The organism is Pseudomonas sp. BN415, from assembly GCF_029871195.1.
In the GTDB taxonomy this organism is placed as follows: Bacteria; Pseudomonadota; Gammaproteobacteria; order Pseudomonadales; family Pseudomonadaceae; genus Metapseudomonas; species Metapseudomonas resinovorans.
The window spans coordinates 226656-252960 of the sequence record NZ_SSOK01000012.1; the positions used below are offsets into that span (position 1 = coordinate 226656).

General features: G+C 63.2%; 25 protein-coding genes. 1 reads left to right on the forward strand and 24 read right to left on the reverse strand.

Annotation, left to right across the window (positions count from 1 at the left end; all coding sequences use genetic code 11):
- Nucleotides 1-9: 9 nt before the first annotated feature.
- From E8F20_RS04080 to flgF, 15 genes are all read right to left on the reverse strand, one after another.
- Nucleotides 10-783 carry a cephalosporin hydroxylase family protein gene (locus tag E8F20_RS04080; protein ID WP_280282559.1) on the reverse strand — a complete coding sequence of 258 codons (774 nt, stop codon included), beginning with the start codon at nt 781-783 and terminating at the stop codon, nt 10-12.
- On the reverse strand, nt 776-1825 hold the full coding sequence (locus tag E8F20_RS04085) for a class I SAM-dependent methyltransferase (protein WP_280282560.1): 1050 nt from the start codon (nt 1823-1825) through the stop codon (nt 776-778). Before E8F20_RS04085 ends, E8F20_RS04080 begins: the two co-directional genes overlap by 8 nt.
- Nucleotides 1822-2664 (reverse strand): NAD(P)-dependent oxidoreductase, encoded by an 843-nt coding sequence (locus E8F20_RS04090; protein WP_280282561.1) that lies wholly within the window; start codon nt 2662-2664, stop codon nt 1822-1824. The genes E8F20_RS04085 and E8F20_RS04090 overlap by 4 nt, the downstream gene beginning before the upstream one ends.
- Nucleotides 2661-3884, reverse strand: coding sequence for a class I SAM-dependent methyltransferase (locus tag E8F20_RS04095; RefSeq protein WP_280282562.1), 1224 nt, complete (start codon nt 3882-3884; stop codon nt 2661-2663). Before E8F20_RS04095 ends, E8F20_RS04090 begins: the two co-directional genes overlap by 4 nt.
- On the reverse strand, nt 3881-4438 hold the full coding sequence (rfbC, locus tag E8F20_RS04100; RefSeq protein WP_280282563.1) for a dTDP-4-dehydrorhamnose 3,5-epimerase: 558 nt from the start codon (nt 4436-4438) through the stop codon (nt 3881-3883). The genes E8F20_RS04095 and rfbC overlap by 4 nt, the downstream gene beginning before the upstream one ends.
- Complete coding sequence (gene rfbG / locus E8F20_RS04105) at nt 4429-5505, reverse strand: CDP-glucose 4,6-dehydratase (RefSeq protein WP_280282564.1); 1077 nt, start codon at nt 5503-5505, stop codon at nt 4429-4431. The genes rfbC and rfbG overlap by 10 nt, the downstream gene beginning before the upstream one ends.
- Nucleotides 5502-6272, reverse strand: a complete 771-nt coding sequence (gene rfbF, locus E8F20_RS04110; RefSeq protein ID WP_280282565.1) for a glucose-1-phosphate cytidylyltransferase — start codon at nt 6270-6272, stop codon at nt 5502-5504. Before rfbF ends, rfbG begins: the two co-directional genes overlap by 4 nt.
- A 126-nt stretch (nt 6273-6398) precedes the next feature.
- Nucleotides 6399-7730 carry a UDP-glucose/GDP-mannose dehydrogenase family protein gene (locus E8F20_RS04115; protein WP_280282566.1) on the reverse strand — a complete coding sequence of 444 codons (1332 nt, stop codon included), beginning with the start codon at nt 7728-7730 and terminating at the stop codon, nt 6399-6401.
- A 31-nt stretch (nt 7731-7761) separates the two neighbouring features.
- A complete protein-coding gene (flgL, locus tag E8F20_RS04120) occupies nt 7762-9012 on the reverse strand; it encodes a flagellar hook-associated protein FlgL (protein WP_280282567.1) in 1251 nt (416 codons plus the stop codon).
- Nucleotides 9013-9023: 11 nt separating this feature from the next.
- The gene (flgK, locus tag E8F20_RS04125) at nt 9024-11075 is read right to left on the reverse strand and encodes a flagellar hook-associated protein FlgK (RefSeq protein WP_280282568.1); all 2052 of its coding nucleotides are present in this window, start codon (nt 11073-11075) and stop codon (nt 9024-9026) included.
- Nucleotides 11076-11084: 9 nt separating this feature from the next.
- Nucleotides 11085-12245 carry a flagellar assembly peptidoglycan hydrolase FlgJ gene (gene flgJ, locus E8F20_RS04130; protein WP_280282569.1) on the reverse strand — a complete coding sequence of 387 codons (1161 nt, stop codon included), beginning with the start codon at nt 12243-12245 and terminating at the stop codon, nt 11085-11087.
- A 10-nt stretch (nt 12246-12255) separates the two neighbouring features.
- Entirely contained in the window at nt 12256-13356 is a 1101-nt protein-coding gene (locus E8F20_RS04135; RefSeq protein ID WP_028626518.1) for a flagellar basal body P-ring protein FlgI, read from the reverse strand.
- An 11-nt stretch (nt 13357-13367) separates the two neighbouring features.
- The gene (gene flgH, locus E8F20_RS04140; protein ID WP_028626517.1) at nt 13368-14081 is read right to left on the reverse strand and encodes a flagellar basal body L-ring protein FlgH; all 714 of its coding nucleotides are present in this window, start codon (nt 14079-14081) and stop codon (nt 13368-13370) included.
- Nucleotides 14082-14099: 18 nt separating this feature from the next.
- Nucleotides 14100-14885: a flagellar basal-body rod protein FlgG gene (gene flgG / locus E8F20_RS04145; protein WP_028626516.1), complete on the reverse strand. Its 786-nt coding sequence runs from the start codon at nt 14883-14885 to the stop codon at nt 14100-14102.
- Nucleotides 14886-14930: 45 nt separating this feature from the next.
- Nucleotides 14931-15674, reverse strand: a complete 744-nt coding sequence (flgF, locus tag E8F20_RS04150) for a flagellar basal-body rod protein FlgF (protein WP_280282570.1) — start codon at nt 15672-15674, stop codon at nt 14931-14933.
- On the opposite strand from flgF, the gene E8F20_RS04155 reads away from it, so the two are divergent.
- The gene (locus E8F20_RS04155) at nt 15673-15891 is read left to right on the forward strand and encodes a hypothetical protein (protein WP_280282571.1); all 219 of its coding nucleotides are present in this window, start codon (nt 15673-15675) and stop codon (nt 15889-15891) included. The two genes, flgF and E8F20_RS04155, sit on opposite strands and share 2 nt — an antisense overlap.
- Before the next feature lie 135 nt (nt 15892-16026).
- Here the strand turns inward: E8F20_RS04155 and flgE are convergent, their stop codons facing one another.
- The 9 genes from flgE to E8F20_RS04200 form a co-directional block, all read right to left on the reverse strand.
- Nucleotides 16027-17364 (reverse strand): flagellar hook protein FlgE, encoded by a 1338-nt coding sequence (gene flgE, locus E8F20_RS04160; RefSeq protein ID WP_280282572.1) that lies wholly within the window; start codon nt 17362-17364, stop codon nt 16027-16029.
- A 45-nt stretch (nt 17365-17409) separates the two neighbouring features.
- Nucleotides 17410-18093, reverse strand: a complete 684-nt coding sequence (flgD, locus tag E8F20_RS04165; RefSeq protein ID WP_280282573.1) for a flagellar hook assembly protein FlgD — start codon at nt 18091-18093, stop codon at nt 17410-17412.
- Between the two features lie 16 nt (nt 18094-18109).
- Nucleotides 18110-18556, reverse strand: a complete 447-nt coding sequence (gene flgC, locus E8F20_RS04170) for a flagellar basal body rod protein FlgC (RefSeq protein ID WP_028626512.1) — start codon at nt 18554-18556, stop codon at nt 18110-18112.
- 14 nt (nt 18557-18570) lie between these two features.
- A complete protein-coding gene (gene flgB, locus E8F20_RS04175) occupies nt 18571-18978 on the reverse strand; it encodes a flagellar basal body rod protein FlgB (RefSeq protein WP_280282574.1) in 408 nt (135 codons plus the stop codon).
- 332 nt (nt 18979-19310) lie between these two features.
- Nucleotides 19311-20015 (reverse strand): NAD(P)H-dependent oxidoreductase, encoded by a 705-nt coding sequence (locus tag E8F20_RS04180; protein ID WP_280282575.1) that lies wholly within the window; start codon nt 20013-20015, stop codon nt 19311-19313.
- Nucleotides 20016-20104: 89 nt separating this feature from the next.
- Nucleotides 20105-21295 carry a pyridoxal phosphate-dependent aminotransferase gene (locus E8F20_RS04185; protein WP_280282576.1) on the reverse strand — a complete coding sequence of 397 codons (1191 nt, stop codon included), beginning with the start codon at nt 21293-21295 and terminating at the stop codon, nt 20105-20107.
- Nucleotides 21296-21316: 21 nt separating this feature from the next.
- Nucleotides 21317-22927: a 5-guanidino-2-oxopentanoate decarboxylase gene (locus tag E8F20_RS04190; protein ID WP_280282577.1), complete on the reverse strand. Its 1611-nt coding sequence runs from the start codon at nt 22925-22927 to the stop codon at nt 21317-21319.
- 104 nt (nt 22928-23031) lie between these two features.
- A complete protein-coding gene (locus tag E8F20_RS04195; RefSeq protein ID WP_280282578.1) occupies nt 23032-25119 on the reverse strand; it encodes an acetate--CoA ligase family protein in 2088 nt (695 codons plus the stop codon).
- Nucleotides 25120-25132: 13 nt separating this feature from the next.
- A complete protein-coding gene (locus E8F20_RS04200; RefSeq protein ID WP_280282579.1) occupies nt 25133-26293 on the reverse strand; it encodes an acyl-CoA dehydrogenase family protein in 1161 nt (386 codons plus the stop codon).
- Nucleotides 26294-26305 lie beyond the last annotated feature (12 nt).

Below are 26305 nucleotides of genomic sequence, written 5' to 3' on the forward strand. Positions count from 1 at the left end.
GTGCATTAACTAGTCGGCAACGCGCTTGAGGTACCCGTCAGGGCAAACTGTCAGCAGCAACTTGTTTTCAAAATCCTTATCGATCACAAAGCCCGAGTTCGATGACATCCACTCGTGAACAGCGGTCTTCGGGTTATTGCCAGGCCCCCAGGGACGGTCCCCGGACAACTCCTTCGGCAGATCTTCGACGATAGTGTCGAATACCACGCAATAACTCCCCCTGCTGACCAGCGACGCATAGGCGTTCAACTCCGCAAGGACATGATCATGGGTATGGTTGCTATCCAGGCAGACCAGCACGCGGGAATAACCGGAGGCAAACTCGTGAACCTGCTCGACCACATCCGCGGCGATACTGGAACCCTGGATCATCCGGATTCTTGACGACAACGGATGCTTCTCGATTTCCACTCGATTGTGTTCGCGAATATCGATATCCACGCCCAGCACCATGCGCCGGGGCACCTTTGGATCCATCTGAACGCCCTGCTCCATCGCGTCGAACATATCCAGCAGCGCCAGCATGGACGCGCTCAGCATCAGTGAGCCGCCGTGGGCGATACCGGTCTCGATGATGAGGTCCGGGCGAATCGTCCAGATCAGTTCCTGCATGGCCACCATATCCTGCGGATACTGAATGATGGGCCGCCCCAGCCAAGTGAAATTATAGGAATACTTGGGCTGGATAGAGGCCAGCATGAACTCCCCTGCAACGTCCTGCAGAGACTTGTCCGAAGCAATACCAGCCTGCCTAGCCGCTACACCGATATCATCGTTAGTCATGGTCAATCCCAATGTAAATGAAGTGTTCACCCGCCATGCTGCGAATCTCCTGGAGATAGTTGGAGTTCATGACGTAGATCCGGGAACCCTTTGGCAACTCAGGTAATACCTGTTCCGGCGAATGCACCATCAATCCCGTTCCAGGCAGGAATCGCCCCTGCTTTTCCGGATTGATGTCAATGATCTTGTCCACAGGTGACCCGGCCCGCGCACGTAGCAGGGAGAAAATCACTCCCTTCGAAGCGCCGCCCCAGACCACCGCCCCCGTCTGGTCGCCGGACTGCTGTTCGACGATTGCACGCGTGAAGTCATCCGGCAGGCTGAAGCCATCTTCGGCCGGCAGCGGGGATTGCCGAAGCGACCCGAGGTCGGCCACTACGTAGAGGTACTGGTTACCGAACAAATGCCCGCTACTGACTATTTCACCGAAGAATCTGGAGAAATCCGAAAGCCTGAAATAGTTCACGTGCTCATAAAATATGTCGAACCAGGCCCGCCGCTCACATATCCAGTCGAAACATGGAACTTCAATGTAGATCCTGCCCCGACGCCCATTGGCCTCTTTCAGTTGATGGAGGAAGGAGAAGGGATCCTTTATATGCTCAAGAACATGACGTAGAACCAGACCATCGGCCTGCACGGTGACATCAGCGGAAAACAGCTTTCGCTGGATTCTCGGATTGTCCCCTTCGTAAGTTGCATCGAACCCGGTGATATCTGCGCCACGGGCCTGCAGCAGCTCCAGGAACGAGCCCTTTCCGCAGCCAACTTCAACCAATCGAGCGAATCCCAGATCTCTCTCGACGATGTCCGCTACATCCTGCAGATGCTGACGGAAGCGAGAACTCACCGCCTGCTCGTTCTGATAGTTCCCGTCATACTCCATGAGTTCAGGACGGAAGGCGGAATTGGAAACGACGCCGGTCGCTTCATCCTCCACCAGTTCGATATCGCCCCTTGGGCAATTAACCGCCTCGTCCGCGCTGTCATACATACGGTTCTGGAAGATGGGGAATCCCTTCTCCCGGTACAAGACCTTCACGCGTCACCTCCCGTAAGTACCCCTACGATAAACGGCGGCTCGTTTGCGTTGTCAGGTCGAGCACCAAAGCGCAGGAGATCACGTCGTCCAAAATCATCGGCAATGCGTTCCGCCAGTTCGCGGACAGAGACACCTTGCCCCGAGCAGATATTCACCGCCCCACGACCGGAGCCCAGCGCAACCCTTGCAATCGCCACGCCGGCGTCCTTCACGTCGAGAAAATCCCGCACCTGCCTGCCGCTGGATAGATCCGCCGGCTCGCCACGGGAAAGACGTGCGCGAATGTAGGCAGTCAGCCGCCGCTCATCTTCGCCTTCGCCATAGAGATAGAAGAGACGGCACCAGGAAAACTCCATGCCGAGCCCTGAGAAATACCTCGCCAGCGAGAGATAGGTGGCGGCTTTAGCCGAACCGTAGAGCGTTTCTGGCTTGAGTGGCGTATCCACGGAAAGCAGCCCGCCTTCCAGGTCGTACTCGAAGCAGGTCCCGACGCCTACGAAATGTCGGACGCCGGCCTGTGCACAGGCTTTGGCCAAGGTGAGGGTGCCGCTCAGACAATCCAGATTCTTCGGCGACTCCAGGTACTTTCCCGGCTCCGCATACCAGGCAACATGGATCACCGTATCGACGTCCGAGCAGACGGACGCCCACCAATCCGGACTCTCGGAAAAAATGTCCGCCGACTCGACGACTTCGAGGTCGGGGCTGTCGAGGAGCCCGTTCCGCGCTCTGTTCTCCCGCACCGCAAGCCGAATGGCGACGGGCTCTTCACGCAGAGCCCCGAGTACCTGGCGTCCGACGAACCCCGTCGAGCCGGTCAGCAAGACACGACGGCTCATCTGATCTCCAGGTGAGGGACCGCAGTTACGAACCGCACGCCGGCCTCCGCCAGATGCGCCAGTTGCCGGGTGACCTCATCCGCGATGTTCCACGGAAGGATCAGCAGGTAGTCGAACTGCATTTGCTCGAGCGCCGCCGCGGGGTGAATCGGAATATGGCTGCCGGGCATGTACTTGCCCTGTTTCGAAGGTGCGGCATCGAACACACACGGCAGCAGGTCCAGCTTGACTCCGCCGTAGTTGAGAATGGTGTTGCCCTTGGCCGCGGCGCCATAGGCCAGCACTCTGCGCCCTGCACGCTTCTGCTCGATCAGGAAAGCCAGCAGTTCATCCTTGACGCGGTCTGCGCGGGCCTGGAATTCACGGTAAGTGGCGAGCATGCGCAGGCCGGCGCGCTGCTCCTCGTCGAGCACCGCAGCGACCGACGGAGCCGTACCACGGGAATCCTCTGCGTGGCAGGCGAACAGGCGCAGGCTGCCACCGTGGGTGCGCAGTTCCTCTACGTCGAAGACCCGCAAACCGGCCTCTTCGAGGATACGCTGGGCGCTGTACAACGACAGGTAAGAAAAATGCTCGTGGTAGACGGTGTCGAACTGCACCTGCTCGATCAACCGTAGCAGGTGGGGAAACTCCAGAGTGAGGGTGCCACCGGACTTCAGGGCTGCCTTCAGGCCACGGCTGAAGTCGTTGATATCCGGCACATGGGCGAACACGTTATTGCCGATCAGCAGATCGGCCTGCCGGCCCTCCCCTGCCAGGCGCTGACCGAGGGCTTCGCCGAAGAACTCCCGCAGCACTGGAATGCCAAGGCGCTCGGCCGCATCAGCGGTACTGGCGGTGGGCTCGATGCCCAGGCAGGGAACGCCTGCGGCAACGAAGTTCTTCAGCAGATACCCGTCATTGGAAGCGACCTCGATAACCAGACGCGACGCGCCCAGCTCCAGGGTCTCGAGCATCTGCTGGCTGTAACGGCGAGCGTGCTCCAACCAACTGCTGGACGTCGAAGAGAAGTACGCGTACTCGGCATCGAAGAGTTCGCCGGCCTCGGCGTAGTCCTCGGTCTGGACCAGCCAGCACTCTTCACAGACCCAAAGGCGCAGCGGGTAATAGCGTTCCGGCCTGGCAAGGTCGGCGGCGGTCAGGTAGGCGTTGGACGGCGGCGCATGGCCCAGATCCAGGAAAGGGTGCCTCAGCGGGGTATGACAGTGCCGACAGTTCATGGGGCAAGTCCAATGAAGTCCGGGGTGAGCAAAGGGTGTTGGCGATCACGCTGTGACAGGTCGAGCGCAGCCAATGGCCAGGCGATGGCCAGCGTGGGGTCGTCGTGCCGCAGGCCGCCCTCGGCTTCGGGGCGGTAGAACTCGGTGTGCAGGTAGAGCATTTCACTGTCGGCCTCCAGCACCTGGAAGCCGTGGGCGCAACCTTCCGGGATGACCAGCATGCGCTGGTTCCCGGCGCTGAGCTCTTCGGCGTGCCAACGCAGGAAACTGGGCGATCCACGGCGCAGGTCGACCACCACGTCCCACACCCGGCCGCGCGTGCAGCGCACCAGTTTCATCTCAGCGTGGGGGAAGTGCTGGAAGTGCAGTCCACGCACGGCGCCCACGGCACGAGTACGCGACTGGTTGATCTGCACGACGCGCCGCTCACCCAGCACGGGGGACAGGGTGTCGGCGCAGAACAAGCGGGTGAAAGCACCACGGTCGTCACGATGAGACGTGCAGTCGACGCGCATCAGCCCGTCGATGGGGGTGGCGGCCAGGCTCAGGCCCATACGCACCCCGCCTGGCGTGCAGCCTCGCCGAAGCGACGAAGCTGTTCAACGCTTGACGCACCTTCACCGGAGAGATAGCGGCGGTACCAGTCGGCGGTCACTTCAAGGGCGGTATCCAGGTCCCAGACCGGCGCCCAACGCAGGCGCGTTCGCGCCTTGGCGCTGTCCAGGTAGAGCAATTGCGCTTCGTGCAGGCCATCGCCGGCCGCAGTGTGCCAATTCATCTCCGGCCAGTGGCGATGCAGTGCGCCAAGCACCTCAGCAACGGGCCGATTGGCCTCCGGAGAAGGGCCGAAGTTCCACGCCTCGGCGCAACTCCGATCGCGTTCCAGCAGGCGCTGGCCGAGCAACAGGTAGCCGGACAGGCACTCGAGTACGTGCTGCCAAGGACGGGTGGCCGAAGGAGAGCGGATTTCCAGTTCCCGGCCAGCCTCGACTGCGCGAACCAGATCGGGAATCAGGCGCTCTTCCGCCCAATCGCCCCCACCGATCACATTGCCGGCACGCGCCGTGGCCAGCAGTGGCCCCTGCTCGTGCCAGAAGGATTTACGGTAGCTGTCGCACAGCAACTCAGTGGCAGCCTTGGAGGCGCTGTAGGGATCGTGCCCGGCCAGCCCGTCAGACTCGCGGTAGCCCCAGGACCATTCATGGTTTTCGTAGACCTTGTCGGTGGTCACCACCAGCACGGCCTCGACGCCTTCTACCTGGCGGCAGGCTTCCAGCACGTTGGCGGTACCCATGACGTTGCTCGACCAGGCCAGCAACGGATCGCGATAGGACGGCCGCACCAGAGACTGGGCAGCCAGGTGGAACACGATTTCGGGCCGCTGGGCCGCCACGACTTCTCGCAGGAATCCGGCGTCACGGATATCGCCGCGAAGGTCCGTCACCGGCAGCTGCAAGGCCTTCCAGTGGCGTGCGTCACCGTCGGTGTCTTCGGGCAGGGAAAGACCGATCACCTCCGCGCCCAACTCCACCAGCCAGGTAGCCAGCCAACTGCCCTTGAAGCCGGTATGGCCGGTGACGAGGACCCGGCGTCCGCGATAGCGGTTGGAGAACTGACTCATCGCCAGACTTTCCAGGGTGCTTGGCCGCCTTGCCAGAGGTCGTTGAGGTGATTCTTGTCGCGCAGGGTGTCCATGGCCTGCCAGAAGCCGCGATGCCGAAAGGCCATGAGCTTGTCATCGGCGGCCAACTGCATCAAAGGATCACCCTCCCAACTGCTCTGGTCACCGTCGATGTAGTCGATGACCGAGGGATCGAGCACGAAGAAGCCGCCATTGATCCAGGAACCATCGCCGGCGGGCTTCTCCTGGAAGCTACCGACCTTGTCGTCGTCCAGGCCCAGGGCGCCGTAACGGCCAGGAGGCTGGATGGCAGTCACGGTGGCTGGCTTGCCGTGGGAATGATGGAAATCGACCAGTGCGCCAATGTCGATGTCCGCCACGCCGTCGCCGTAGGTAAAGCAGAAGGGCTCATTGCCCAGGTGCTCGCGCACACGACGCAGCCGTCCGCCAGTCAGGGTTTCTTCGCCGGTGTTGACCAGCGTCACCCGCCAGGGTTCGACGTAGCGCTGGTGGACTTCCATGGTGTTCTTCGACATGTCGAAGGTGACGTCGGACATGTGCAGGAAGTAGTTGGCGAAGTACTCCTTGATCACGTAGCCCTTGTAGCCCAGGCAGATGACGAAATCCTGGATGCCGTAATGGGAGTAGATCTTCATGATGTGCCAGAGGATTGGCTTGCCGCCGATCTCGATCATTGGCTTGGGTTTCAGATGGGACTCTTCGCTGATGCGAGTGCCCAGGCCGCCGGCAAGAATGACCGCTTTCATCGCTGCTTCCCCTGGTACACCGACCCTGTCAATTAGTCGGCAAGTTGTCGTTTGGTGTACCGGTTGTGCAATAAGCAGGCCACCCTGATCAAGTCTCTTTGACCCGGGTGCGCACCAAGGGGGCTGTCAGGCCGGCAGTCGGCCGATGGAGTGGTATCGCAAGCCGTAGCGCTGCGTCACGCGGGGATCGTAGAGGTTGCGCCCATCGAAGATCAGGCCGTCCTTGAGGGTCTTGCGGATCAGGTCGAAATCCGGCGCCTTGAAACTCTGCCAGTCGGTGACGATGGCCAGCGCATCGGCCCCCTGCAGCGCTTCTTCCTTGCTATCCAGCAAAACCAGGTCCGGCCTTTCGCCGTACAGGCGGCGGCATTCCGGCATGGCCTCCGGGTCGTAAGCGCGAACCTGAGCACCGGCCTGCCAAAGTTGTTCCAGCAGGGTCCGGCTGGGTGCTTCACGCATGTCCCCGGTGTTGGCCTTGAAGGCAAGGCCCCACAGGGCGATGACCCGCCCTCGCAGGCCATCGCCGTAGTGGCGACGAATACTGTCGCCGACCTTGCGCTTCTGCCGCTCATTGACCGTGGCGACCGCCTGCAGGATCGCCGGCTCATGGCCGGCGGTTCTCGCCGAGGCCTTGAGCGCACTCACATCCTTCGGGAAGCAGGCACCACCGTAGCCACAGCCGGGGTAGATGAAGTCGTAGCCGATGCGCGGATCGGCGCCGATACCTCGGCGGACCGCCTCGATATCGGCACCAAAGAGCTCGGACAACCCAGCCATCTCATTCATGAAGGAGATCTTGGTGGCCAGGAAGCAATTCGCGGCGTACTTGGTCAGCTCGGCACTGCGCCGATCCATCACCATGATCTTCTCGCGATTGCGGTTGAACGGGCTGTAGATCTCCTGCAGCAACTCAATGCTGTGAGGTTCAGTGGCGCCGATGATGATGCGATCTGGTCGCTGGCAGTCGCTCACCGCCGCACCCTGCTTGAGGAATTCAGGGTTGGAAACCACGTCAATACGCAGTTCGGATTGGCCGCGTTCGACCAGCAACCGATCCATCAGCACCTGGATTTCGTCAGCCGTTCCCACTGGCACGGTGGACTTGTTGATGACCACCTGGTCGGTCCCGGTAACGCTGGCAATCCCCCTTGCCACCTCGAACACCTGGCTCAGGTCGGCATGCCCCTCGGCATCGGATGGCGTACCCACCGCGATGAATTGCACACGCGCATGTCGAACCGCATCCTCCAGTGAGCCGGAGAAACGCAGACGCCCCTCCTGAATATTGGACAGCACCATGCCTGTCAGACCGGGCTCGAATATCGGCAACTCACCACGCTCAAGCATGGCCCGCTTGCCCTCGTCGTTTTCGATACACAGCACGTTGTGACCGACGTTGGCCAGCACCGCTGCCTGGACCAGGCCTACATATCCCGCTCCGAACACACCGATATTCATTCCCGCTCCTCACGACTCAAGGTCAACGCGATCAGCCCAGCTTGTTGAACAGACTCAGCCCCGCGATCTTCACGTAGCTCTGCTGCGAGGCCTCCAGGATGATCGACTGGAACGACAGCCGCGACAGGGCTTCGGCGTAGTCCAGATCACGCAGGTCGGACTGGATGGACTGGTTCACCAGGGTCACGTCCTCGTTGTCGGTGAGGGTGGACTCGACCACGTTCAGGCGCGCGCCGATGTCGCCGCGCACCGAGTCGACCTTGGTGATGCCATTGTCCAGATTGGTCAGGGCCTCGGCGACGGAGTCACGGACGAGGTTGTTGCCGGCTGGGGTGTCGGGCGAGTTCTCCAGCGCCATGCGCAGGTTGGCGATGGTGTCGAGGATGCCCTGCTTCTGCTCATTGGGCTGCGGGGTGACTTCGATGGTCTCGCCCCCCGCCGGAACGCCGTCGAACTTGATGCTTACGCCACGGAACACGACCTGGTCGGCGGTACTGTCATCCGTGTCGATGGCGCCACTGCCCAGCACCGGCGTGGTGGTGCCCAGCTCGAAGATTTCATAACTGTTGGCGTCGGGGTTGCCGAACACGATCTGCACGCCGGCATTGGGGAACGGCGGGTTGCCGGAGAAGGAAACCTCATCCTGCACCAGCGGTGCCGACGGGCTCAGGGTAGAACCCGCGGGGCTGTTGGTCAGGGCGCTGTCCAGCCGTCCGGCGTTGATCACGTTCTGGAAGACATGCTTGCCGTTGTCGCTGATGGCAATTTGCAGGGAGCTTGCCACCTGCAATTTGCGCTGGCCTTCGTCGCCCTCGTAGCTGTAGCTGCCATCCGCATTGCGCACGAAGGGCTGGGTCTTGCCCTGGAAGCCAGAGAAGAGGTACTCGCCCCGCGCGTTGCGCGTATTCATCAGGCTCAGCAGCTCGTCCTCGCGTTCCTTGAGTTCAGCGGAGATGGCCTTGCGGTCATCGGTGCTCAGGGCGCCGTTGCCGGCCTCCCCTGCCAGCTCGCGCACGCGCTGGAGTACGGTGTTGACCGAGTTCAGCGTCACCTCTTCCTGGGTCAGGCTGTTCTTGGCCGCCGTCAGGTTGGAGTTGTACTGATCCAGTACGCCCTGCTGCTGATCCAGCTGCAGAAGGCGCACAGAAGCCACGGGATCGTCCGCCGGCGTTAGGATGCGGTTGCCGGTGCTGATCTGTTCCTGGGTACGTGTGACGTTCGCGTAGTTCCGCTGCAGGCCCGACACCCCATTGTTGTACTGCTGAATGGTGGATATGCGCATCGCTGGCTCCGTTAGCGGAAGGTGCTCATCAAGGTATCGAACAGGCTGCGCGCAACTTGAATCACTTGCGACGACGCGTTGTAGTACTGCTCGAACTTGATCAGGTTGGCCGCTTCCTCGTCCAGGCTCACGGCCGAGAGCGAGTCGCGATTGTCGGTGGCCTGTTTGAGGATCGCCGTGCTGGCTTCGCTATCCACCCGCGCCTGGGCGGTCAGGGTGCCGACCCGCTCCACCAGGTCACCGTAGCTGTCGGTAAAGCTGGAGCCGGTGCCACTCACCAGGGCGTCGACACCGACTGCAGCCTTGGTCTGCAAATCCACAAGCTTGAGGGCGTTCCGGTTGTCGGAAACGCCGTTGGCGCTCATGGCAAGGCTGAAGGTGTCGCCGGTTTCCGCTCGCCCGCTGAAGCTCTGGGTGATCTGGTATTCCTGCGTGGTGGCCGGCGTACCGGTGGTGACCGACACGGTGTAGCTCAGTTGGTTGGTCTGCCCTGGCGTCACACTCAAGGTTCCCGACGGCGGCTGGGTGATGGTCACGCCCGGCGGCAATCCGGAAAAGTTCAGAGTGCCCGGCGTCCCCGCCGTGTAGTTCAGGGTGATGGATGAGATCGCCGCCAGGTGCGCCTGGCTCATGGGGTTCAGCGTATTGGTGATGCTGGGCTGGCCAATGGCGCCGGTGCCCTTGTTCTGCACGTTCGCTTCCGAATGCAGCGGCGCGGCGAAGGCCAGTTGGTCCGCCTGGTCCAGAACAGCAGCAATGTCCTTGGCGCCGGTGCGCGTCGGCTGCAGGATGAACTTGTCGCCAGTCGTGGGCGGCGGCACGCCCAAGGCAATCTGGAAGCCCTGGTCGCGGCCCGCGCTGTCCGTGATGGTCAGGGTGCCGGACGGCGTGCTGTCGCTGACCACCATCTGCTGGTTGTCGCTCAGGCGACGCACCGTGTAGGGCGGAGTCGCCGTGGCGTCGTACTCCATCTGGTAGTCGCTGGTGCTGAGCAGACTGGTGTTGGTGATGTTCAAGGCGGGCTGGGCATTGCTGTTGCCGGCGAATGCCTTCACTCGCAGCGCCGCCAGTGCCGGATCGTTGTAGTCACCGAACAGCGCCGTACCCACTTGTCCTTTCAGGTCAAGGCCCTGGCCAAGTTGGGTGTTGACCTGGTCGGTAATCGACATGGCCAGACGTCCCAGGTTGTTCAGGCTGGAGTCGAGGGTCTCGCTGCGGTAGCGGATCAGGCCACCCAGCTCGCCGCCACTGAGCAGCGTGGTGACACCCTGACGGGAGTCGCCACTGACGAACTCCAGCTCGAAGCGGCTGGGGTCGCCCTTGCCAGGCACCGCCTCGAGGCGGTTGGCGGAGCTACCCACCACCAGCGGCTGGCCAGTGCCGACGAAGATGCTCTGGGTGCCGTCGCTCTGCGGCACCACGCTGACGCCCACATAGGTGGAAAGCTGACGGATCGCTTCGTCGCGGGAGTCCAGCAGGTCGTTGGGTACCTGACCACCGGAGGACGCGACAGCGATGGCGTCGTTGAGGCTGGCGATGGAGCCGGCCAGGCGGTTCACCTGGTCCGCCACCGACGACATCTGTTTGTTCACCGAGTCGTTCTGCGCACTCAGCCTGTCGTAAACGGTGTTGAAGCGTCGTGCCAGTCCCTCGGCCTCGGACAGCACCAGCTGCCGCGCCGGCATGTTGGCGGGGTCCTCAGCGGCCGTCTGCATGGCGGCGAAAAAGCTCTTCAGCGAGGGGCTGATGCCGGTGGTCGTGCCGGACAGCAGCGAATCGAGCTGGTCGATCTGACTCTTGTAGGCATCCACGTCACTGCTGAGTGAGGTGGTATTGCGCAGCTGCGCGGTGAGGAATTCGCTGTAGCTGCGACGGATATCCGTCAGGCTCACGCCGCTGCCGATGTAGCCCGAGCCGGAGAACTGCGGCAGCGTGGTCGCCTGGGCCGCACTCTGGCGTGTGAAACCAGGGGTGTTGACGTTGGCGATGTTGTGACCGGTGACGGTCAATTGGCTCTGGCTGACGCGCAGCCCGGACAAGCCAATGTTCAGTAAGTCAGCCATGACTCAGCCTCATATCCTGGTGGTCGTGCCGTCGACGGCGGCAACGGCCTGGTAAACCTGCATGCCGCGGGCAATCTGGGAAATCTTGCGGGCGTACTGGGGGTCGGTGGCGTAGCCGGCCTTCTGGAGCTCGCGAACGAACTGCTCGGAGTTGTCGGTGGAATCCAGAGCCTTGTCGTAGCGGTTGTTGTTCTCCAGGAAGCTCACGTAGTCGTGGAAGCTCTGCTCGAAGGAGTTGTAGGAGCGGAACGACGCCGCTTCCTTCACCGCCTTGCCGCCTTTGTACTCGGTGGTCATGACCCGCGCCGACTCGCCGTCCCAGCTCTTGTGGGCCTTGATGCCGAACAGGTTGTGACTGCTGGTGCCGTCGCCCTCGCGGATGATCGACTTGCCCCAGCCGGTTTCCAGCGCGGCCTGTGCCACCAGGTAGCGGGGGTCGACGCCGATGCGCTCGGCGGCCTTCTCGGCCATTGGCAGCAGCGTTTCGATGAACTCGTTGCGCGAGGCGAACACACGCTTGCCGGCGGACTTGGTGGACTCGACGCCGGCCACCGACTCGCGCTCCGGCGCGGCGTAGGTCTTGGCCGGGGTCCAATCCTTGCCGGCCAGCGATGTGCCGGCAACCTGCTCGGGCGACGGCACGATGCCGGCCACCTGGCGGTCGCTCAGCCTGCTCGGCAGCGCCAGCCGACGCTGGTTGAGCAGCCTGGAGTCATCGCGCGCGGAGGCGCTGGCCTCCTCGGTCTTCGCCACCGGCTTGCTGCCCTGTGCCGGCCAGTTGGCCTGGACACCGGACTGGACCTGGGCGAAGGGGTTCGGCCGATCCGAGTGACGGGTCTTGGACAGCTGACGGGTCAGCACATCGGCCAGGCCCACGCCGCCCTGCTTGGACAGGGTCACGGCCAACTGCTGGTCGTGCATCTCCTGGTAGGTCTTGGTCTCGTTGCTGTTCAGGTAGTTGCCTTCGGAGAAGGCCTCACCCGCCTGACGCATGGACTTCATCATTTCGTTGAGGAACAGCGACTCGAACTCCTGAGCCACCTTGCGGATGTTGCCCTCGCTGTCGCGATCCTTGCCGGTCTTGAGTTGGCTGAGCCGGTTCAGGTCGGTGTAGGCGCCGCTGTCCAGCCTGGAGCCGGTGGCGAGACCTGCGGAGAGTTTCGAGTTCATCGCCATTCCCTTAAATCACGATCAGGTCGGCTTGCAGGGCACCGGCCTGCTTGAGCGCTTCGAGGATGGCCATCAGGTCGGACGGGGCCGCGCCCACCTGGTTAACCGCACGCACGATCTCGTCGAGCGTGGTGCCGGGGCCGAACTTGAACATCGGCTTGGCTTCTTCCTCGGCATTGACCCTGGACCGCGGCACGACCGCGGTCTGGCCGCCGGAGAATGCTTCCGGCTGGCTGACGATGGGGTCTTCGGTGATGGTGACGGTGAGGCTGCCGTGGGTCACGGCGGCCGGCTGTACCCGCACGTTCTGGCCAATGACGATGGTGCCGGTGCGCGAATTGATGATGACCTTGGCCACGGCCTGGCCGGCCTCGACCTCCAGGTTTTCGATCACCGAGAGGTAGTCCACGCGCTGGCTCGGGTCCAGCGGCGCACTGACGCGCACGGAGCCGCCATCGATGGCTTGGGCTACGCCTGGGCCAAGCAGTTCGTTGAGCTTGTCGACGATGTTCTTCGCGGTGGTGAAGTCCGGGCGATTGAGGTTCAGGGTAAGGGTATTGCCCTGCTCGAAACCGCTCGGCACCGGGCGCTCGACGGTGGCGCCGGAGGGAATGCGACCCGACGAGGGAACGTTGACGGTAATCTTCGAGCCGTCGCTGCCTTCGGCGTCGAACCCGCCCACCACCAGGTTGCCCTGGGCGATGGCGTAGACATTGCCGTCGATGCCCTTGAGGGGGGCCATCAGCAGGCTGCCGCCACGCAAGCTCTTGGCGTTGCCGATGGAGGAAATGGTGACGTCGATGGTCTGGCCCGGCTTGGCGAAGGGCGGCAAGTCGGCGTGGATGGACACCGCCGCGACGTTCTTCAGCTGCACGTTGCCGACGTTGGCCGGCACCTTGATACCGAACTGGGCCAGCATGTTGTTGAAGGTCTGCAGGGTGAAGGGCGTCTGGGTAGTCTGGTCACCCGTGCCATTCAGGCCCACCACCAGGCCGTAGCCGATGAGCTGGTTGTTACGCACGCCCTGGATGCTCGCCAAGTCCTTCAGGCGTTCGGCCTGAACGGTGCCGGCGGCAATCAGTAGGCAAAGGGCTGAAATCAGTCGCTTCATGGTAAGCCTCATCAGAACGGGAACAGCGGGCTGATGAAGAAGCGATCGAACCAGCCAGGCTGACTCGCATCAGCGAAGGCGCCAGTACCGGAATAGGTGATACGCGCATCCGCCACGCGGTTGGACGGTACGGTGTTATCGGTACCGATATCGTCGGCGCGGACCATCCCGGCGATACGCACCAGTTCGTCACCGGTGTTCAGTGTCAGCCACTTCTCGCCGCGTACCGCGAGAATGCCGTTGGGCAGCACTTCCGAGACGGTGACAGTGATTGAGCCGGACAGGCTGTTGCTCTGCCCTGCCTTGGAATCACCCTTGGTATCGCGGGTGGCGTTGTACTCCGCGTCCAGTGACAGGCGCGCGGCGTCCAACGGATTGAGGCCGCCATTGGGGTTATTCACCGAGACGCCGCCGCCGAACAGGGACGTCAGGCCGATGTTGGCGTTGCTGTCCTTCTGGATCTGCGAGTTGGCGTTCTTGCTGGCCTGGGTGCGCTCGTTGAGGGTGATGGTGATGATGTCGCCAACGCGGTAGGCCTTGCGGTCGTCGTAGAGGTTGGTCTCGAAGCCGGCCTGGTAGATGGCGCCGTTGGTCTGCGCCGCCGGCAATGGCGTGCGCGGCAGTACGGGCGCGTAGTACGGATCGTTCGGCCGCGGAGCCGGCTGCACACAGCCCTGGATAAAGGCGATACCGAGCAGCGGGAGAAGAATGATCAGCCGGTTCATGGCGACTACCTCAAGGCTTTACAGGTTCTGCGTGACGAAAGCGAGCATCTGGTCAGCGGTGGAAATGACCTTGGAGTTCATCTCGTAGGCGCGCTGAGTGGTGATCATGTTCACCAGCTCCTCGACCACGCTGACGTTGGAGTTTTCCAAGGTGTTCTGCTGCACGGTCCCGAGACCGGTGAGGCCCGGAGTGCCGACCTGCGGCGCGCCGCTGGAAGCGGTCTCCAGGAACAGGTTGTTGCCGATGGCCTGGAGACCGGCCGGATTGACGAAGTCGGCGGTCTGGATGTTGCCGATCACCTGGGCGGCGGGGTTGCCGGCGGTGGTGACGGAAACGGTGCCGTCCTCACCCACGGTGAAAGTCTGCACATCGGTGGGGAGCACGATGGCCGGCTCCAGGGCAAACCCCTGGGAGGTGACCAACTGGCCGTCGGAGTTCAGGTGGAAGCTGCCGTCGCGGGTGTAGCCGACGGTGCCGTCCGGCATCAGGATCTGGAAGAAGCCGCGCCCGTTGACCGCCATGTCCAGGGGTTGTTCGGTGGTTTGCAGGCTGCCCTGGGTGAAGATCTTCTGGGTGCCGGCGATACGCACACCGGTACCCAGTTGCAAACCGGTAGGCAGCTCGCTGTCCTGGCTGGTCTGGCCGCCCGGCTGGCGACGGATCTGGTACAGCAGGTCCTCGAACTCGGCGCGGTCGCGTTTGAACCCCGTGGTCGACACGTTCGCCAGGTTGTTGGAAATGGTGGTCATGTTCATGTCCTGGGCGGACAGGCCGGTCTTGCTGACCCAGAGTGCCGGAAGCATCTATCTCTCCTCGGGCGCCGGAATCATGGCGCCGCGTACTGGTGATTAGCTGAATTGCAAGACCCGCGCCATCGCCGAGGCATTGTCCTCGGCAGTACGCATCATCTTCACGGAAAGCTCGAACTGGCGGGACAGCGAGAGGATCGCTGTCATCTCTTCCACGGCATTGACGTTGCTGGCTTCGAGGAAGCCGGAGGTCACCTGCACATTGGCATCCGCCTGCACCAACTGCTGCGGGTCCTTGACCCGGATCATGCCGTCGCTGCCTTTCTCCAGCTGTTTGGGATCGGGGTTGACCAGCTTGATGCGGTCCACTTCCGCCACCACGTTGGGGTTCTCACCCAGGGCGCGGATGCTGATAGTGCCGTCCTGGCCAATCTCGACTTTTTGCTCCGGCGGAATGGCAATGGGACCGGCATTGCCCATGACCGGCAAACCATTGCCGGTGCGCAGCTGGCCAAGGGCATCGATCTGCAGGCTGGCGGTACGCACGTAGGCTTCGCTGCCGTCCGGGGACTGGACCGCGATCCAGCCCTCTCCCTCGATGGCCACATCCAGGTCCCGACCGGTTTCCTGCAGGGCACCCGGGGTGAAGTCGGTACCCGGGCGCTCGGTCATGGCATAGACCCGCGACGGAAAGCTGTCACCGAACACCGGCATGGAGCGCGCCTGCTCGAAGTCGCGACGGAAACCGGTGGTGGAGATGTTCGCCAGGTTATTGGCATGAGCACGCTGGGCCAGGCTGTTCTGGCTGGCTCCGCTCATCGCGACGTAAAGCATCTTGTCCATGAATCTCTCCGAGTGGGCGTTGCCGCCCTTGGCTCTTTGCAGGCTACCCAGCAAGCGCCATGCCAAACTCGAATATCACTCTCAAGATACTGAAATAAAAGGGTTTTTCAGAAAAGAAAAAGGCCCTTTGCAGGGCCTTGTCAAAGCGCTGGCGGCCAGCGGCTGCCGCCAGCGGCTGCCGCCAGCGGCAAGGGGATTTGCCGCCCGGAGCCCATAGGACTCCATAGTACGGATGAGCGCGCGAGCTAGAGCCAGGCTAGGCGAAAGTGATCCGAGGAAGCGGAGTTTACGACTGTAAATGAGCATTCCTCGGATCACTTTCAACGACGCATGGCCGACGCGCAGCCGCTCATCAACGCAGGTTGATGATGGTCTGGGTCACGGCGTCCTCTGTCTGGATGGTCTTGGCGTTGGCCTGGTAGTTGCGCTGGGCAACGATCAGGTTCACCAGTTGATCCGACAGCTCGACGTTGGAGTCTTCCAGCGCGCCGGCCTGCAGAGCGCCCAGCGTGCCGGAGCGTGGAGTGCCGACCACCGGTTCACCGGACTCGAAGGACTGTACCCAGCCGGTCTTGCCCACCGGGCTGAGCCCCTGGACGTTAGCGAAGTTGGCGAGGATCACCTGGCCCTGCACCTTGGACTGGCCGTTGGTGTAACGGGCGAAGATCACGCCGGTGTCGTCGATTTCCAGACCGGCCAACTGACCGGTGGTGTAGCCGTCCTGGCTGATGCTGTTCACCGCAAAGGCGCTGGAGTACTGGGTGGAACCGCGGATGTCGACGCTGATGCCGCCGGCGCTGGCAGTGGCGCCGTTGGCTGACCAGTTGGCCGGCGTACCGCCATCGGAAACCGCGGGCACCCAGTCGTCGAGGTTCATCAGGCCGGTAGCCGGGTCGTAGTTCAGCTCGCCGCCCGCAGCCATGCCAGCCGTGTTCAGGCTGCCGTCGGCATTGAACTGCAGGTTGGTGGTGTGGGGATCGGTGCTGGTCGGGTCGGACGGATTCCGGCCATCCACGAGCACGGCCATGGTCCAGTCGTTGGTCACCGGCGGGGTGGCCGACGGATCGGAGTTGTTGATGAAGTACTGGGTCATGACGTGGGCATTGCCCTGGGAGTCATAGATGTTGACCGAGGTGGACGAGGTGTAGGTCGTCGGGTCGCTCGGGTCGAACGGCGTATTGGTCGGCGCCTTGGTGGTGGAGTTCAGGTTGAACTTCTGCTGGATCTCGGTAGTGGCCTTGGGGGCCTGGTTCCCGGTCTGGATCTGCAGATCGCTGACCACGCCGTTCTGCACATTGCCATTACCGTCGATGCCGTAACCCTGCAGGCGGTAGCCGAAGTTGTTGACGATGTAGCCGTTGCGGTCGGTGCCGAAATAGCCGGCACGGGTGTAGCTGATCTCGCCGTTGTTACTGGTCTGGAAGAAACCGTTGCCGTTGATGGCCAGGTCCAGCGCGTTCTGGGTGTAGTTGATGTTGCCCTGGTTGAACAGCTGGGACACATCGCCAAGGGCCACACCGCTACCTTGGGCGTTCTTGCCGGTGCCGAGCACCGAGGCAGCGTAGACGTCGGCGAACTCTGCGCGGGACTGCTTGAAACCCGCAGTGCCCGCGTTGGCAATGTTGTTGCCGGTGACGTTGAGGTCGCTGGTCGCCGCCCGCAGGCCGCTGAGACCGATGTTGAACGCCATTTCTATCTCCTTTGCCGGTGCTTCCCGGCGCTCTGAACCGGGAAGTTATTGACCGATGACCTGGACCTTGGACAAGCCGACGCTGCCGATGCCGGCGAGGTTGAGCATCAGCTCGCCGCCGTTCTGCGACAGGGTGACGCTGTCGACGTTGGCCGGCAGCATGGTGTAGAGGGCCTTGGTTTCGCTGCCGTACTGAGCCTGCGCTTCGAACTTGTAGGTACCGGGCGGCATGACCTTGCCGCTGGAGTCCTTGCCGTCCCACATGAAGCTGACGCTACCGGCAGGCTGCTCGCCCAGGTTGATGCGATTCACCAGGGTGCCGGCGGTGTCGTAGACGTTGACCCAGACGTTGCTGCTGGAAATGGGCAGGGTGGCGCTGGCCTTGAAGGTTTCGGCGGTGTCCACCACGGCCTTCTCGGACGGCACGATCACCTTGCGCCCCACCAGGGACGAGGCCTGCAGGGCCTGGGAAGACTGATAACCAGAGAGCAGCGAGCCCATGCTGGTGTTCAGCTTCTCGATGCCCTCAACCTGGCTGAACTGCGCCAGCTGGGCTATGAACTCACCGTTTTCCTGGGGCGCCAGCGGGTCCTGGTTGTTCAGCTGGGCGACCAGCAGCTCAAGGAATTCGTTCTTGCCAAGATCGTTGCTGGTCTTGGTTTCGTTCTTGATGGCGTATTGATCGAGGAAAGACTGGCCATCGGTGGACGATACGTTGCTGACACTCATGTGGGTTCGCTCCCTGTTACTGACCCAGGGTCAGCACTTTCTGCATCATCTGTTTGGCGGTGTTCATCATTTCCACGTTGGTCTGGAACGACCGGCTGGCGGAAATCATGTCGGCCATTTCTTCGACCACGTTCACGTTCGGGTAGTAGACGTAACCTTCCGCATTGGCCGCCGGGTGGTTGGGCTCGTAGCGCGGCGTCAGGGTGCTCTGGTCCTCGACGACGCCGAGGACTTGCACACCGGCGCCGGACTGGTCTTGGTCGGCGAACAGCGAGCCGCGGTCACCACCGCCCAGGCTGTCCTGGAACATGGTGGCGAACACCGGATGACGGGCGCGGTAGGTCTGGTCGAGGCTGGAGGAAACGGTCTCGGCGTTGGCGATGTTGCTGGAGATGGTGTTCAGCCGAGTGTTCTGCGCACTCATGCCGGTGCCGGCGATGTTGAAGATGCTGGACAGGGACATGGCTTGGCTCTCCGTTATTCGCCGCGCAGGGCGCCGATCAGCCCTTTGAATTTGCTGTTGAGTAGGGTGAAGCTGGCCTGGAACTGCATGGCGTTCTCGGTGTAGTTCGATTGCTCGAGCTGGGCGTCAACGGTGTTCTGGTCGACGGCGGCCTGGAACGGGATGCGGTACTTCAGCGAGGCATCCGCCAGATCGAAGCCTTCGGCGACGATGTGCCGTTCGTTGGTCCGGGCGGCCTGGAAGCCGCCCTGGGCAGCCTTCTCGGACTGCTGGGCCAACACACTGGCGAAGTCGAGGTCACGAGCCTTGTAGTTCGGGGTATCGGCGTTGGCGATGTTGTTGGCCAGCACCTCGCCACGCTGAGCGCGGAAGCTAAGGGCTTGCTGGTGGATGCCGAGGGCCTTTTCGAAACTGATGCTCATGTCCGGAACCTTTGCCAGTGGCAATCTGGGTTGCTTGCCTGACATTCAGCAAAGGCCGTGCCAAATATATTTATCCTTTATTTTCAATACTTTATGAAACTTTTGAGCGGCAAAAAGTGGCAATGGATGCTGAACGGGCGGCAAAGCGGCAAGGGCAACTTGCCGCTGGTTGCCGCTTTGCCGGGGGCATCCGGCGATAGAACAGGTAGGAGTGAGCTTGCTCGCGAATGATCGCGCCCGGGACTTTCGCGAGCAGAGTTCGCTCCTACAAAAAGAGCTCAGCGGAGAAAAAAGAAGGCCGCCCTCGGGCGGCCTTGGTGCTCTCAGTGCTCTCAACGAGCCAGTGGATACAACCTGTCGTCGAACTGGTCCAGCCGGGGAAACTGAAGTGGCAGGTCCTGTTCCAGCCCCTGCAACCGGTCCTGATAGGCACGCAGCAACTCCTGGCGGGCATCGCTGCTGATGTAGGGCACATGCCACGCCACGAAAGGTGGCAGGACCTCCAGGCCGACATACGCCAGGGTGCCACGCAGCAGGGGACGCAGCATGTCTTCCAGCGGGCCATGGACGGCCCCCTCGCCGAACATGTGCTCGCGGCCGCCCAGAGTCAGGGTCACCAGTGCCTTCTTGCCGGCCAGGCCGCCCTGGTCGTAGAAGCGCTTGCCGCCGTAGCAGACGCCGGATACCAGCACCCGGTCGATCCAGCCCTTGAGAATGGCCGGGGTGGAGAACCAGTAGAGCGGAAAGTTGAGGATCAGCAGGTCGGCCCAGAGCAGCTTCTCCAGCTCGCGCTGGATATCCGGTGCAATATTGCCGGCCTTCACGCCTTCGCGCTGTTCCAGGGCATAGACCAGGTAATCCGGGTTCTGCCGCTCGCTGAAATCGGCGGCACTGGCTACCGGGTTCCACTCCAGGGCGTAGAGGTCGGATTGCCGGACTTCGTGTCCCTGCCCTTGCAGGGTTTCCACGGCCAGGTCGCGCAAGGCGCTGCAGAAGGACTGCGACTCGGGGTGGGCGTGGACGATCAGAATCTTCATGGGTGTTCCTTGTGGGACGGTCCGTAGGTTGGCGCAGAACGTAGCGAAGCCCAACAATCAGGGATTCGCCGCGCAACGCAAACCTTCATTCACGCGATTTCTAGTTGATCAATCAGTTCGGCCGCACAACGGGCGATGCGTCGGCAGGCTTCCTGCAGCATTTCGCTGCCCACTACCAGCCCCAGGCGGATGTGCCCGGCCGCGCTCGGCCCGAAGGCTTCACCCGCCAGTACCGAAACCCCATGGTTGTCCAGCAGCCGGTCAGCAAAGTCCTGGGCGGACAGCCCGGTCGGGCGGATATCCACCATCACGAACATGCCACCGTCCGGCTTCAGCGCGCGCAAGCCGGGGCAGCCTTCCAGGCTGGCGCACACCAGGTCACGGCGCTGGCGATAGGCCTCGCGCATGGCGCCCAGCTCCGGCAAGCGAGCGTCCAGGGCAACGCAGGCAGCGTCCTGCACGAAGTCCGGCGAACCGTAGAGCATGCACAGGGCAAGGTTTTCCAGGTGCCCGGCCAAGGCCTCTGATCCCACCACCCAGCCCACGCGCCAACCGGTCATGGCGTGGGACTTGGAGAGGCTGTTGATGGTCGCCGTACGCTCGGCCATGCCCGGCAGGCTGGCCGGGCTGATGTGCTCGCCTTCGAACAGCAGCTCGCTGTAGACCTCGTCGGAAATCATCCAGAGGTCGTGAGCGATGCAGAGTTCGGCCAAGGCTTCCCAGGTGGTGCGCGGCAGGCTGGCGCCGGAAGGATTGTGCGGGCTGTTCAAGGCCAGGGCGCGGGTACGCGGCGTGATGGCGGCGGCCACGTCGTCGGCCTGGATGCGGAAGCCGTTCTCCGAGCGCACCGGCACCGGGATCACTTTGGCGCCACAGGCGCCGAACACGGCTTCGTAGGTGACATACATGGGTTCGGCAACGATGACTTCGTCGCCCGGATTGAGCAGGCACTGCACCACGCAGTACAGCGCGCACTGGGCACCGGCCAGCACCACCACCTGGTCGGTATCGACGTTCTGTCCGCTGCGCTGGTTGTGCCAGGCAGCGATGCGCTGGCGCAGGGCGAACTTGCCGCGTACGTCGGAATAGTGGGTGTTGCCGTTGAGCAGACTGTCGATGGCCGCCTGGACGATGGGCTGCGGTGTGTCGAAGTCAGGGTCGCCCACCGACAACAGGAGAATGTCTTCACCCCGCGCCTGGCGCTCCAGGGCACGGTAGTGAATGTTCCAGGCGGCTGCGCCGTCGCCGGCGATACGTTGGGTGAGGTCGGAAAAACGCATGGATAGCTCCTTGGCCCGCGCTCAGCGAGCGCAGGCGTGTTTCAGTTCGATCAGGGTGACACCGGGATGGCCGAAGCCTGTGCGCAGGTCGCGTTCCAGTTCATCGAGACTCTGTGGCTGCTGCACGGCGCAGCCGAAGGCGCGGGCCAGTCCGGCGAAATCCGGGTTGCGCGGCAGCACACCCAGCGGCTCGATGTCCAGGGCCAGCATGTCGTCGCGGATCTGGCCCAGCGCATCGTTGTTCCACAACAGCACCACCAGCGGGCTGTCCAGTTCCTCCACAGCAGTGGCCAATTCCTGGACGGTGTAGAGGAAGCCGCCGTCGCCCACCAGGACCAGGCCGGGCCGCGTCGGCGCGCCGAACTTGGCGCCGATGCCAGCCGGCAAGCCATAGCCCAGGGTGCCGTAGCCGGTGGGGTGCAGCCAGCTGCGCGGCGCCCGGCTGGCAAGGGCGTAGTTGCCCGTGTAGGCCAGCTGGGTCATGTCGGTACTGATGAAGGCATTTGCAGGAAGCACGGCAGCAATGCGGTCGAGGATCGCGTGGTGGATAGTCTGCAGCGGTCCATGGCCGTTGCGGATTGCCTCGCGCAACCGGTCTACGCGAGCCACCGCCGCCTCCCCTGCCCTGCCCGCGGCCGGCAGGTGGACCAGCAAGGCGTCCAGGGTCTGCCGGGCATCGCCCTTGAGCGCCACCGTGCAGGGATAGAAGTCGTTGAACTTGCGCGAGTCGATATCAACGCGAATCAGCTCGCCGGTCAGCGGCAGGCGCTCGCGCCAGAAGTCGGTGTCGGCCATCTCGGTGCCCACCGCCAGCACCACATCAGCCTCTGCGATCATTTCCCACCCGGGCGCCATGCAAAGGCTTGCACCGGCGTTCAGCGGTGCCTCCGGCGGTAGCAGCCCCTTGCCGGCAACGCTGGTAAAGACCGGCGCGGCCAATCGCTCGCTGACGGCCTGGAGGGCATCGGCGCACTCCAACGCACCGCCGCCCGCGATGATCATCGGCCGCTTCGCCGTAGCCAGTCGGTTCGCCGCTGCTTGCAGTGCATCGCCAGAGGGCAGTCCGAGACCGGGTCGACGGACCACTTCACGGCTCCAATCCCGTGCGATAGGCGCCGCCAACACGTCCAACGGAACAGAGATATGCACCGGGCGTGGACGTTCACCGTCGAATACGGCGAAGGCGCGGGCCACCAGCTCTGGCAGGTCCTCGGGCGTCAAGGCCACAGCCGAGAAGGCGGTGATGGGCGCGGTAATGGCGCGCTGGTCCTGGGTTTCGTGCAGGCAGCCCCAACCTTTGCCGAGGCTCGCCGTATGGTTGACGCTGGAGATCACCAGCATTGGAATCGAATCGGCGTAGGCCTGGCCAATCGGCGTGGCGGCATTGGTCACGCCCGGGCCGGTGATAACGAAGCAGACTCCGGGCTTGCCGCTGACGCGGGCATAGCCATCGGCCATGAATCCGGCACCCTGCTCGTGACGGGTCAATACATGTCGGATGCCGCTGCCGGGCAGGCCGCGGTACAACTCGAGGGTGTGCACGCCGGGGATACCGAACACGGTATCGACGCCGTAGTTGGCCAACAGACGGACCAGGGCCTGGCCGCCGGTGAGGGTGTTCTGGTGTTGCATGAGGTGTCTCCTCGAATCGATGCCAAGACCTGCAGGAGCCAGCTTGCTGGCGAATCTCTCGTGCTCAGCCGCTCGCGAGCAAGGTCGCTCCTACAGGGGGGATGTCATTCCGCGATACGAATCAGTGCATCCACCGCCACGGCGCCGTCGACACTCACCAGCAGCGGATTGACGTCCAGCTCCAGCAACTGCCCCGCGTTCTCGCAGGCGTAATCCGCCACCGCGCGAATGGCGGCCACCAAAGCCTCCAGATCCGCCGCCGGGCGGCCCCGGAAGCCGGTGAGCAACGGCGCACTGCGCAAGCTCAGCAGGGCATCCCGGATGGCCGCGTCATTGGTGGGAAGCAACAGGCTGCGGCTGTCCTTGAGCAACTCCACCAGGACGCCGCCAGAACCGATCACCAGGGCCAGGCCGAAACCTTGCTCGCGCTTGATGCCGACGATCAGCTCCGCCAACGGCGCCGTGGCCATGCGCTCCAGCAGAACCTGGTCGAATACGACGCCCGGCGCATAGGCGGCAATGCGTTGCCGCATGTCGCCAAGGGCCTGTGCCAGCGCCTCAGCATCTTTCAGGTTGAGGGCCACGGCACCGGCTTCGGTCTTGTGCGGCAACTGCGCACTGACGGCCTTCAGCACCAGCGGATAGCCGAGCTGGTCGGCATCCTCCAATGCTCGCTCCGGGGTACTGAGCAGCGCCTGCGGTACCGGCAGGCCAAAGGCGCGCAGAGCCTGTTTGGATTGCCACTCATCCCACAACTCGCCATCGGCCAGCGGCGATGGGCTCATCGGCACCAGGGCGGATTCGCCACGGGCCAACAGCGCCTCGCGGCGCTCTCGGTAGGCGGCGATTCGGCCCCATGCGGCGAGGCCTTCCTCTACGCCTTGCAGCGCGGCGACGCCACGGGCGTGCAGGTAATCCCGGGCGGCTGCAGGCAGCAACTCGGGGAAGGCCGATGCGATGAAGCCGGCCTTGCCATGACGCTCCAAGGCTTCGCAATAGCGCTCCAGAAGCAGGTCACATTGCGGTCGCTCACCGGTTTCTTCACCGGGATAGTCCAGCACCAGCAGTGCCGCGTCGGCCGCGCTACGCAGCGCGCTGTCGAGCATGCGCTCCAAGGCGTCGCCGTTACCCCAGATGGCCGTGGTGAAATCCAGCGGGTTGGCGATGTTCGCGTAGCTCGGCAGGATCTGCGCCAGCGCGTGGTGCTGGCCAGCGTCCAGTTTCGGCAGGTGCAGGCCGTTGGCCTCGGCATAGTCGGCGATCAGCCCGGCATCGCCACCGGAACACGCCAGTGCGATCAGGCTGGGGCCGGCCGGCAGCGTGCCGCAGGCAGCGGCCTTGAGCGTTTCCATGAAACTTACCGGGCCGCTGACGCGGATCACTCCCAGGCGCTCGAACAGGCTGTCGTAAAGCGCATCGGAACCGGCCAGCGAACTGGTATGACTGAGTGCCAGTTCAGCGCCGATCTGCGACACGCCCGTCTTCAGGGCGATGATCGGGACACCCTTTTCCAGCGCCTTATGCGCCGCTCGGGCGAAGCCCGGCACGTTCTTAAGGCCTTCCAGGTGCAGGCCGATGGCCGTGACGCGCGGCTCGTCCAGCAGCACGTCCATCAGTTCCGCCACGCCCAGCTGGGCCTGGTTGCCCACCGAAGCCATATAGGCCACCGGCAACGAGCGGTCGCTCATGGACAGGTTGTAGGCGAAGTTGCCGCTCTGGGTGAGCACGGCCACCCCTTTCTCGACCTGCTTGCCGCCGTGGGCCACCGGCCAGAGGGCGGCGCCGTGCAGGTAGTCGAGCAGGCCATAGCAGTTGGGCCCGAGCAGTGCCATCTCACCCGCTGCAGCCAGCAACTGCGCTTGCAGGGCCTGGCCTTCAGCGCCGGTTTCGGCGAAGCCGGAGGCATAGCAGATGGCGCCACCGGCACCCTTGGCCGCCAATGCGGCAACGCTTTCCAGGGTCTGTTCGCGGTTGGTGGCGATGAAGACCGCATCCGGTCCGCACGGCAGTTCGGCGACGGTTGAAACGCAGGGGACGCCGTCCAGCTCGGCATGCTGAGGATTGACCAGCCACATCTGGCCGGCAAACCCCCCTTCGGCACAACGCTTGAGGGCGCGGGCCATGCTGCGGCCGCCGACGAAAGCCAGGTGACGTGGCGCCAGCAGGCGCTTGAGGTTGTCTCGTTGAGTCATGCTCGGCCTCCGGTCAGCGCAGCAGCGGCCGCAGCAGTTCGCGGGAAATGATGTGGCGCTGGATTTCCGAGGTGCCTTCCCAGATCCGCTCGATTCGCGCGTTGCGCCAAATGCGCTCCACCGGGCCTTCATCCATCAGGCCCATGCCGCCAAAAATCTGCACGGTCTCGTCGGCCACCTTGCCCAGCACCTCGCTGGCGAACAGCTTGGCCATGCCGGCTTCGCCGTCGGTCATGGTGCCCTGATCCATCTTCCAGGCCGTGTGCAGGGTCATCAGCTCGGCGGCACGAATCTGCGTGGCCATGTCGGCGAGCTTGAAGGAAATGCCCTGGTAGCTGCCGATGGGCTGACCGAACTGCTTGCGGTCGGCTGCCCATTGCAGAGACAAGTCGAGGGCACGCTGGGCCTGGCCGACGCAGTTGGCGGCAACCATCACGCGCCCCGCCGTGAGCCAGGCGTTGGCCACTTCCCAACCCTTGCCGACTTCACCGAGGACTTTGGAGGCTGGCACGCGGCAGTCATCGAAGAAGATTTCGTAGGTGTGGTAACCCTTGTTGCTCACGCACCTGGGACCACGGCGGACGGTCATGCCCGGAGTCCCCTTGTCCACCAGGAAGGCGGTCACGGCGTTGCGCTTCTTGCCGTTGTGCTCGTAGGTATCGGTGACAGCGAAAACGATGGCGAAGTCCGCATGGCCGGCATGGCTGATGAAGTGCTTGCTGCCGTTCAGCACGAAGTCGTCGCCCTCGCGCGCAGCGCGGGTCTTGATGGAGTTGGCATCGGAGCCGGCCCCCGGCTCGGTGAGGGCGAAGCAGTCGATTTTCTCGCCCTGGATGCTCGGCAACAGGTACTGCTGGATCTGCTCGCCCTTGCAGGCCATGAGGATCTTCGAGGGCCGCGCTACGAACACGTGCAGCGCCCAGGACACCTTGGACAGTTCACGCTCCACCAGGGCCTGGGACAGGTAATCCAGGCCACCGCCCCCCACCTCTTCCGGCATGTTGAAGGCGTAGAAACCGGCAGCCAGCGCCTTGCCGCGAATTTCCGCAGCCAGCTCCGGAGACACGGCATCAGCTCGGTCCACGGCCTCTTCGTGGGGCAGCAGTTCCTTGTCGACGAAGGCACGCACCGCGTCGACAAGCATTTCCTGTTCCTGGGTCAGTTGGAAGTTCATGGCTAGGTCCTT

Bases quoted from the DNA above. Each gene is read 5' to 3' on its own strand.
- flgE (WP_280282572.1), bottom strand. From the start codon at position 17,364: ATGGCGTTCAACATCGGTCTCAGCGGCCTGCGGGCGGCGACCAGCGAC.
- flgJ (WP_280282569.1), bottom strand. From the start codon at position 12,245: ATGAACTCGAAACTCTCCGCAGGTCTCGCCACCGGCTCCAGGCTGGAC.
- E8F20_RS04195 (WP_280282578.1), bottom strand. From the start codon at position 25,119: ATGACTCAACGAGACAACCTCAAGCGCCTGCTGGCGCCACGTCACCTG.
- flgK (WP_280282568.1), bottom strand. From the start codon at position 11,075: ATGGCTGACTTACTGAACATTGGCTTGTCCGGGCTGCGCGTCAGCCAG.
- flgH (WP_028626517.1), bottom strand. From the start codon at position 14,081: ATGAACCGGCTGATCATTCTTCTCCCGCTGCTCGGTATCGCCTTTATC.
- E8F20_RS04080 (WP_280282559.1), bottom strand. From the start codon at position 783: ATGACTAACGATGATATCGGTGTAGCGGCTAGGCAGGCTGGTATTGCT.
- E8F20_RS04200 (WP_280282579.1), bottom strand. From the start codon at position 26,293: ATGAACTTCCAACTGACCCAGGAACAGGAAATGCTTGTCGACGCGGTG.
- E8F20_RS04190 (WP_280282577.1), bottom strand. From the start codon at position 22,927: ATGCAACACCAGAACACCCTCACCGGCGGCCAGGCCCTGGTCCGTCTG.
- flgD (WP_280282573.1), bottom strand. From the start codon at position 18,093: ATGAGTGTCAGCAACGTATCGTCCACCGATGGCCAGTCTTTCCTCGAT.
- E8F20_RS04115 (WP_280282566.1), bottom strand. From the start codon at position 7,730: ATGAATATCGGTGTGTTCGGAGCGGGATATGTAGGCCTGGTCCAGGCA.
- flgG (WP_028626516.1), bottom strand. From the start codon at position 14,885: ATGCTTCCGGCACTCTGGGTCAGCAAGACCGGCCTGTCCGCCCAGGAC.
- E8F20_RS04095 (WP_280282562.1), bottom strand. From the start codon at position 3,884: ATGAACTGTCGGCACTGTCATACCCCGCTGAGGCACCCTTTCCTGGAT.
- rfbG (WP_280282564.1), bottom strand. From the start codon at position 5,505: ATGAGTCAGTTCTCCAACCGCTATCGCGGACGCCGGGTCCTCGTCACC.
- flgF (WP_280282570.1), bottom strand. From the start codon at position 15,674: ATGGACAAGATGCTTTACGTCGCGATGAGCGGAGCCAGCCAGAACAGC.
- E8F20_RS04090 (WP_280282561.1), bottom strand. From the start codon at position 2,664: ATGAGCCGTCGTGTCTTGCTGACCGGCTCGACGGGGTTCGTCGGACGC.
- E8F20_RS04135 (WP_028626518.1), bottom strand. From the start codon at position 13,356: ATGAAGCGACTGATTTCAGCCCTTTGCCTACTGATTGCCGCCGGCACC.
- rfbC (WP_280282563.1), bottom strand. From the start codon at position 4,438: ATGGGCCTGAGCCTGGCCGCCACCCCCATCGACGGGCTGATGCGCGTC.
- flgB (WP_280282574.1), bottom strand. From the start codon at position 18,978: ATGAGCATCAGTTTCGAAAAGGCCCTCGGCATCCACCAGCAAGCCCTT.
- E8F20_RS04155 (WP_280282571.1), top strand. From the start codon at position 15,673: ATGAATCTCTCCGAGTGGGCGTTGCCGCCCTTGGCTCTTTGCAGGCTA.
- flgC (WP_028626512.1), bottom strand. From the start codon at position 18,556: ATGTCCCTGTCCAGCATCTTCAACATCGCCGGCACCGGCATGAGTGCG.
- E8F20_RS04180 (WP_280282575.1), bottom strand. From the start codon at position 20,015: ATGAAGATTCTGATCGTCCACGCCCACCCCGAGTCGCAGTCCTTCTGC.
- flgL (WP_280282567.1), bottom strand. From the start codon at position 9,012: ATGCGCATATCCACCATTCAGCAGTACAACAATGGGGTGTCGGGCCTG.
- rfbF (WP_280282565.1), bottom strand. From the start codon at position 6,272: ATGAAAGCGGTCATTCTTGCCGGCGGCCTGGGCACTCGCATCAGCGAA.
- E8F20_RS04185 (WP_280282576.1), bottom strand. From the start codon at position 21,295: ATGCGTTTTTCCGACCTCACCCAACGTATCGCCGGCGACGGCGCAGCC.